Origin of the sequence: Thermosulfurimonas sp., from assembly GCF_015491435.1 — a bacterium.
In the GTDB taxonomy this organism is placed as follows: domain Bacteria; phylum Desulfobacterota; class Thermodesulfobacteria; order Thermodesulfobacteriales; family Thermodesulfobacteriaceae; genus Thermosulfurimonas_A.
On sequence record NZ_WFVX01000122.1, the window covers coordinates 1 to 6289 of the forward strand.

Here is a 6289-nt window from a genome sequence, read left to right on the forward strand (position 1 = left end):
GCCCAGTACCTCCCCGGTTTCGGCGTCGCGTACCACCGTGCCCACCGGAACCCGCAGGATGAGGTCCTCCCCGTCGCGGCCGGTCATCTTCTTGCCCATACCCGGGCGGCCGTTTTCGGCCCGAAAATGCACCCGGTGATAGAAATCGTAAAGGGTGTGAAGCTGGGGATCCGCCACCAGGATGACATCCCCGCCCCGGCCGCCGTCGCCTCCGTCGGGACCCCCGCGGGGCACATACTTCTCCCGGCGGAAGCTCACGCAACCGTGCCCCCCGTCCCCGGCCTTTACATGAATCTTTACCTGATCAACGAACCGAGCCATAACCCGAACTCAGGGCGAAACTCACCAGATCAAAGGATAGGGTGAGGTCCGCATGACGAAAGATGAGGTCAGGACGGGGGTTTTCAAGGGGTTCGGGGCCCAGATTGAGGATGGCCCTGATCCCGGACCGGGAAAGGGCCTGGACCATCTCCCGGGCCTTCTCCCCGGCCAGGGTGATGACCCCGATCTCGATCTCCGATTCCTTGACCAGATAAGGCATTTGCTCCAGGGAATACACATAGACCTCGTGAATGACCTTTCCGATCCATTCCTCCCGCCAGTCGAAGGCGGCCACGAACCGGAACCCCTTCTCCTGAAGCCTTCTTTCGGCCAGGAGGGCCTTGCCCAGTTCGTTGAGACCGGCAAGGGCCAGGTGCCAGATGCGGTCGCGCCCCAGGATGCGTTTGAGTTCCCTCTCCAGGGAACGGACCTGATACCCCACCCCCCGCACCCCGAAGGTGCCCACGAAGCTTAAGTCCTTGCGGAGCTGGGCCGGGGAGACCCCGCAGAGCCGGGCCAGCTCCTCGCTGCGCACCAGCTCACGTCCCTCCCGGGAAAGCCTCTCCAGCACCCTCAAATAGAGGGCCAGACGATAAACGGTGATCTCAGGAAGCTTGAGTTTCACCGGAGAGTACCGCCGGAATATTTTGGGAATAAGGGGGATGGAGGACCCCCTTTTCGGTGATGATGGCGGTGATGAGCGAGGCCGGCGTCACATCAAAGGCCGGATTTACCGCCGAAACGCCCCGGGGGGTAATGCGCTTTCCGGCGCAAAAATGAACCTCCTCGGAAGATCTTTCCTCGATAGGGATGTGCTCCCCGGAGGGACAGGCGAGATCCAAGGTAGAGGTCGGGGCAGCCACGTAAAAGGGGATTCCGTTCTCCCGGGCCAGCACCGCAAGGCTGTAGGTCCCGATCTTGTTGGCGGTATCGCCGTTTGCCGCTATGCGATCCGCCCCCACGATCACGGCCTGGACCCTCCCCCGGGCCATAAGAAAACCCGCCGCGGCATCCGGAATCACGGAGACCGGGATCCGGGCCTTTTTTAATTCCCAGGCCGTAAGCCGGGCCCCCTGAAGATAGGGCCGGGTCTCGTCGGCCAGGACCGAGAGCCTCTTTCCGGCCTCCACCGCCGCCCGGATCACCCCGAGCGCCGTGCCGTAGCCCCCGGTGGCCAGCGCCCCGGCGTTACAGTGGGTAAGCACTGTGCCCTCTTCCGGCAGAAGCTCCGCCCCGAGACGCCCCATCTGTCTGCAGGCCGAAAGGTCCTCCTCCCAGATGGCAAGGGCCTCGGCCCGGAGGATTTCGATAAGTTCCTTCGGCCCGGCGTCGGTTTCGGCCTCGGCCCGGTGCACCATGCGGCGAAGGGCCCAGAAAAGATTTACCGCCGTGGGCCGAGCCCGGGAAAGTCCCCGGGCTATGCGTCTTAATCCGGAAAGAAAGGCCCGCCGGGTGTGAACCCTGAGCCTTTCGGCCCCCAGCACCAGGCCGATGGCCGCGGTGATCCCGATGGCCGGGGCCCCGCGGACCACCATCTCCCGAATGGCCCGGCGCACCTCCTGCCAGGTGCGACAGAGGATGTATCTTTCCCTCTGCGGAAGAAGCCTCTGGTCCAGGAGATAAAGTCCCCGCTCCGTCCACCGCCAGGCACAAATGATATCCGGATTTTCGGGCTGAAAGACCTTCACGAAAAATACCCCTCCATTATTTCCAACCCCACCTCTCCGATGGGGCCGGCCCTTAACCTTTCAAGCCGCCTGAGGTTGTTGTGTAAGCGCAGAAGATGCTCCCGCACGACGCTTCCGCAGGGCCTCCTTAAAATAACGCCAGTTTAATCTCCGCAGATACTCCGTATCAAAATAATGGTGCCAGATCCTTTCCCGCAGGCGAAGCCATTCCTCCCGGTCAACGATCTTGAGGGGCACCCCCTCCCGGGTAATCTCAAAGGCCACCGCGGGTTTATCCTCGCAGAGATCCGGAAGCTGAACCACATCCACCCTTCTTCCGCAGAGCTCCTCAAGCTCGCCCATGAGACGTAGAAGCTCCCTTAAGGAAAGGGCGGGTTCGGCAAGCACCGCAAGATCCACATCGCTTTCCCGCTTGATGTCCCCGCGGGCCACGGAACCGAAAAGGATCACCATCCGGAAGCGCTCCCGCGGCTCAAAATAGGCCCGGAGTCTTTCCATGATCTCTTCCCGGCTCATTCCTCAAGGAGCCTCGTAAGGATCTGGTTTACCAGTTTGGGGTTGGCCTTGCCCCGGGTCTTTCTCATGACCTGCCCCACGAAAAAGCCGAGCACCCCTTTCTTTCCGGCCTTATACTTTTCCACCTCGGCGGGGTTTTCGGAAAGCACCTCCCGGCACACGGCCTCAAGGGCCGCCTCATCGCTTTCCTGCTTGAGGCCCTTTTCCTCCACCAGTTTTCGCGGATCAGCCCCGGTGGCATAGACCTCGGGAAAGATCTTTTTGGCCGCGGTGATGGAGATCACCCCTTCCTCAACCAACCTGAGAAGTTCGGCCACGTGTTCGGGCTTAAGCCCCGTTTCGTCTATCTCTTTCCCCTCGCGGTTAAGCTCCCTTAAGACCTCAGTCATGATCCAGTTAGAGACCTTCTTGGGCTGAGGGAAGAGTTTCACGCACTCCTCAAAGAATTCGGCAAGGGGCCTTGAGGCGGTGAGGATCTCCGCATCATAGGCCGGAAGGCCGTATTCCCGCATGAAACGCTCCCTCTTTACATCCGGAAGCTCGGGAAGCTCGGCCCGGATCCTTTCGATCCAGGCCTCATTAATCCTTACCGGGACCAGGTCCGGGTCCGGAAAGTAGCGGTAGTCGTGGGCCTCTTCCTTTCCGCGCATGGAGTGCGTGGTGCCGGTGGCCTCGTCAAAGAGCCGGGTCTCCTGCACCACCGGCTTTCCCTCAAGAAGAAGCCCGATCTGGCGCTTGATCTCATAACGCAGGGCCCGCTCCACATGGCGAAAGGAATTCATGTTCTTGAGCTCCACCTTGACTCCGAATTCCTCTGAGCCCTTGGGCCTTACCGAGACATTGGCGTCGCAGCGCAGACTCCCTTCCTCCATGTTTCCGTCGCAGATCCCGAGATAACGCACGATGGTGCGGAGCTTCTTTAAGTAAGCCACGGCCTCCTCGGGGCTGCGGATATCGGGCTGGCTTACGATCTCAAGGAGCGGGACCCCGGTGCGGTTGAAGTCCACATAGGAGACCGGACGGGCCTCGTCGTGAACCAGTTTCCCGGCATCCTCCTCCATGTGAATGCGCACCAGTCCGATCTTCTTCCTCTTTCCGTTAACCTCGATCTCGATGGCCCCGCCCTCGGCCAGGGGGGCCTCGTACTGCGAGATCTGGTAGTTTTTGGGAAGATCGGGATAGAAATAATGTTTCCGGGCAAAGACACAGACCGGATTGATCCTGGCCCCTACGGCAAGGGCGAGTCTTAAGGCGAAATCCACCACCCGGCGGTTTAACACCGGAAGGCTTCCGGGCATCCCGGTGCAGACCGGGCAGGCGTGATGATTGGGCTCGGCCCCGAACTTGGCCGAACACCCGCAGAAGATCTTGCTTTCGGTAAGGAGCTGGGTGTGGACCTCAAGCCCGATTACGGCCTCAAATTCCATGGCTCGGCCTCCGGAAACTTTTCACAAAGCTTAGCCCCGGTGGCTTTCCCGGTCAACCGCGGGACCTCAGGTGTTCCATAAGGCTCCGGGCCACGGAGTGGTTGAAACCCGGAAGCCGGGCGATCCTTTCCTCCCCGGCGGAAAGGATCTCCTCCGGCGAGGAAAAGTGCCGGAGGAGTTCGCGCTTTCTCTTGGGGCCGATCCCGGGGATGCCGTCCAGGAAGGAGGAGAGGGCCTCGGTCTCGCGGGCCCTGCGGTGAAAGGAAAGCACGAAGCGATGCACCTCATCTCGCACCCGCATGAGAAAGCGCAGCACCTCCCCGTGACGGGAAAGCCTCAAGGGGTTCTTCCGGCCCGGGATATAGACCTTCTCCCCCTCGTCCTCCCTTTCCTTGGCAATGGCACAGAGCCCTACCTTTCCCGAAAGATCAAGATCCCGAAGCACCTCCTCGGCGGTGGAAAGGTGTCCTTTTCCCCCGTCGATAACTAAAAGATCCGGAAGATCGCCCTCCTCAAGCCCCCGCTTGAGGCGCCTTTCAAGGACTTCGCGCAGCATGGCGTAGTCGTCCGGGGTGCCGGATAGGGTGCGTATGTGGTAGCGCCGGTAGCGGTCCTTTTCCGGCTCCCCTTCCAGGAAGGCCACCGTGGCCCCTACCGGGGCCGTTCCGCGGAGGCTTGAAAGGTCAACGGCCTCAACCCTCCTTGGAGGTGCGGGAAGCCTTAAGACCCGAGCCATCTCCCGGGAAAGTTCTTCCCAGGTGCTCTCACCGCGGAGCCGGGCCCGCAGGGCCTCCTCGGCGTTGCGCCGGGCCATCTCCAGGAGCCGCAATAGCGACTCTTCCTCCGGGGTCCTTATGCGCACCGGTGCCCCCCGGAGTTCCGAAAGCCAGGCCTCGATCACCTCGGCCTCGGCGGGCCTTTCCGGAAGAAGGACCTCCTCCGGGATCACCTTGCCCTCGTCGTAAAACTGCTTGAGAAGGGTCCCCCAGAGGTCGTTTTCCGGGCTTCCGCGAAGATGAAATATCTTGTGTCCCAGGAGCTTTCCCCGGCGCACGAAAAGCACGGCTCCGGAGATCTTGCCCTGTCGTTCCGAGAGGGCAAAGGCGTCAAGGTCTTTTTCCTCCGGAAGCACCGCGGCCTGGGCCTCAAGGATCCTTTCTAAAGCCCGGATGCGGTCGCGGAGGCGCGCCGCGCGTTCAAATTCCAGGCGCTCCGCCGCTTCTTCCATTTCCTTCCGGAGACGGGAAAGAAGGTCTCCGGCCCGGCCCTCAAGGAAGGCCACCGCTCCCTCAACGATCTTGCGATAATCCTCGGGCTTCACACGCCCGGTGCAGGGGGCCGCACACTTTCCGATCTCGTAATAGAGACAGGGGCGGGTGCGACGGGCCATCTCTGCGTTGGAACAGCGCCGGAGGGGAAAGAACCGGGTAAGAAGCTTTACCGTCTGGCGCAGGGCCCCGGCCGAAGGATAGGGCCCGAAGTAAAGGGCTTTGTCCCCTTTGCGTCTTCTCCGCACCACCATGAGGCGTGGAAACTTATCCGCAAGGGAGATGCGCAGGAGGGGATAGGCCTTGTCGTCGCGCAGGATCACGTTGTAGCGGGGGCGGTGTTTTTTGATCAGATTGGCTTCAAGGATCAGGGCCTCCTTTTCGTTGCGGGTGATGAAGGTCTCAAGGTCCGCGGCGCGAAGGAGCATCTGGCGCACTTTGGGCGTGGTCGGGGTGAGATAGGAGGCAAGCCTACGGCGCAGGTTCTTGGCCTTTCCCACATAGAGCACCTCCCCCCGGGGGTCCTTGAAGAGGTAAACCCCCGGAGCCTCGGGGATTTCCCGCAACCTTTCCGGGCTAAGTTCCATGGAAAGGCCCTCAGGAGGGAGATTCGCGGAGCACGGCCACGGCCCAGGCCACGATGGTCTCCTTCGCGGAAAGGGGAAGGCCCTCCGGGGTCTTGGCCTTAAGCCCCACCCGGGAAACCGGGATCTCAAGGAGACGGGAGAGATTCTCCCGCAGGTGTTCCCGATGGGGAGCGATCTTCGGTTCGGAAAGGACGAGCACCAGATCCACCTGATAGACGGAAAGCCCTTTCTCCCGAATGAGTCTTAAGACTTCGCGCAGGAAGAGGGTACTTTCGGCGCCCTGGAAGCGGGGATCGGTGTCCGGAAAGAGAGCCCCCAGGTCCGGGAGCCCTGCGGCTCCGAGGATGGCGTCGCAGAGGGCGTGAAGCGCGACATCGGCATCGGAGTGTCCGAGAAGGCCTTTTTCGTGCGGGATCTCCACCCCGCAGAGGAGGAGCCTTCTTCCCGAAACCAGCCGGTGAGAATCGAACCCCAATCCTACC

Annotated in this window: 6 protein-coding genes and 1 pseudogene; all 7 read right to left on the bottom strand. The window is 61.6% G+C overall.

The genetic code is table 11. The annotated features are described in order from the left end of the window. Positions 1-321 (bottom strand): annotated as a pseudogene (locus tag F8J34_RS05570) (GTPase ObgE); the annotation flags it as partial. Then, positions 305-946: a redox-sensing transcriptional repressor Rex gene (locus F8J34_RS05575; RefSeq protein WP_297057021.1), complete on the bottom strand. Its 642-nt coding sequence runs from the start codon at positions 944-946 to the stop codon at positions 305-307. The gene F8J34_RS05575 and the pseudogene F8J34_RS05570, both read right to left, overlap by 17 nt. Continuing rightward, positions 927-1979, bottom strand: coding sequence for an S-methyl-5-thioribose-1-phosphate isomerase (gene mtnA / locus F8J34_RS05580; protein WP_363315425.1), 1053 nt, complete (start codon positions 1977-1979; stop codon positions 927-929). Before mtnA ends, F8J34_RS05575 begins: the two co-directional genes overlap by 20 nt. Before the next feature lie 90 nt (positions 1980-2069). After that, positions 2070-2525 carry a nucleotidyltransferase domain-containing protein gene (locus F8J34_RS05585; protein WP_297057023.1) on the bottom strand — a complete coding sequence of 152 codons (456 nt, stop codon included), beginning with the start codon at positions 2523-2525 and terminating at the stop codon, positions 2070-2072. Then, on the bottom strand, positions 2522-3952 hold the full coding sequence (gene gatB / locus F8J34_RS05590) for an Asp-tRNA(Asn)/Glu-tRNA(Gln) amidotransferase subunit GatB (protein ID WP_297057024.1): 1431 nt from the start codon (positions 3950-3952) through the stop codon (positions 2522-2524). Before gatB ends, F8J34_RS05585 begins: the two co-directional genes overlap by 4 nt. Before the next feature lie 52 nt (positions 3953-4004). Further along, complete coding sequence (uvrC, locus tag F8J34_RS05595) at positions 4005-5807, bottom strand: excinuclease ABC subunit UvrC (protein ID WP_297057025.1); 1803 nt, start codon at positions 5805-5807, stop codon at positions 4005-4007. Positions 5808-5817: 10 nt separating this feature from the next. After that, on the bottom strand, positions 5818-6289 hold a 472-nt coding region (gene ispF / locus F8J34_RS05600), incomplete at its 5' end, for a 2-C-methyl-D-erythritol 2,4-cyclodiphosphate synthase (RefSeq protein WP_297057026.1).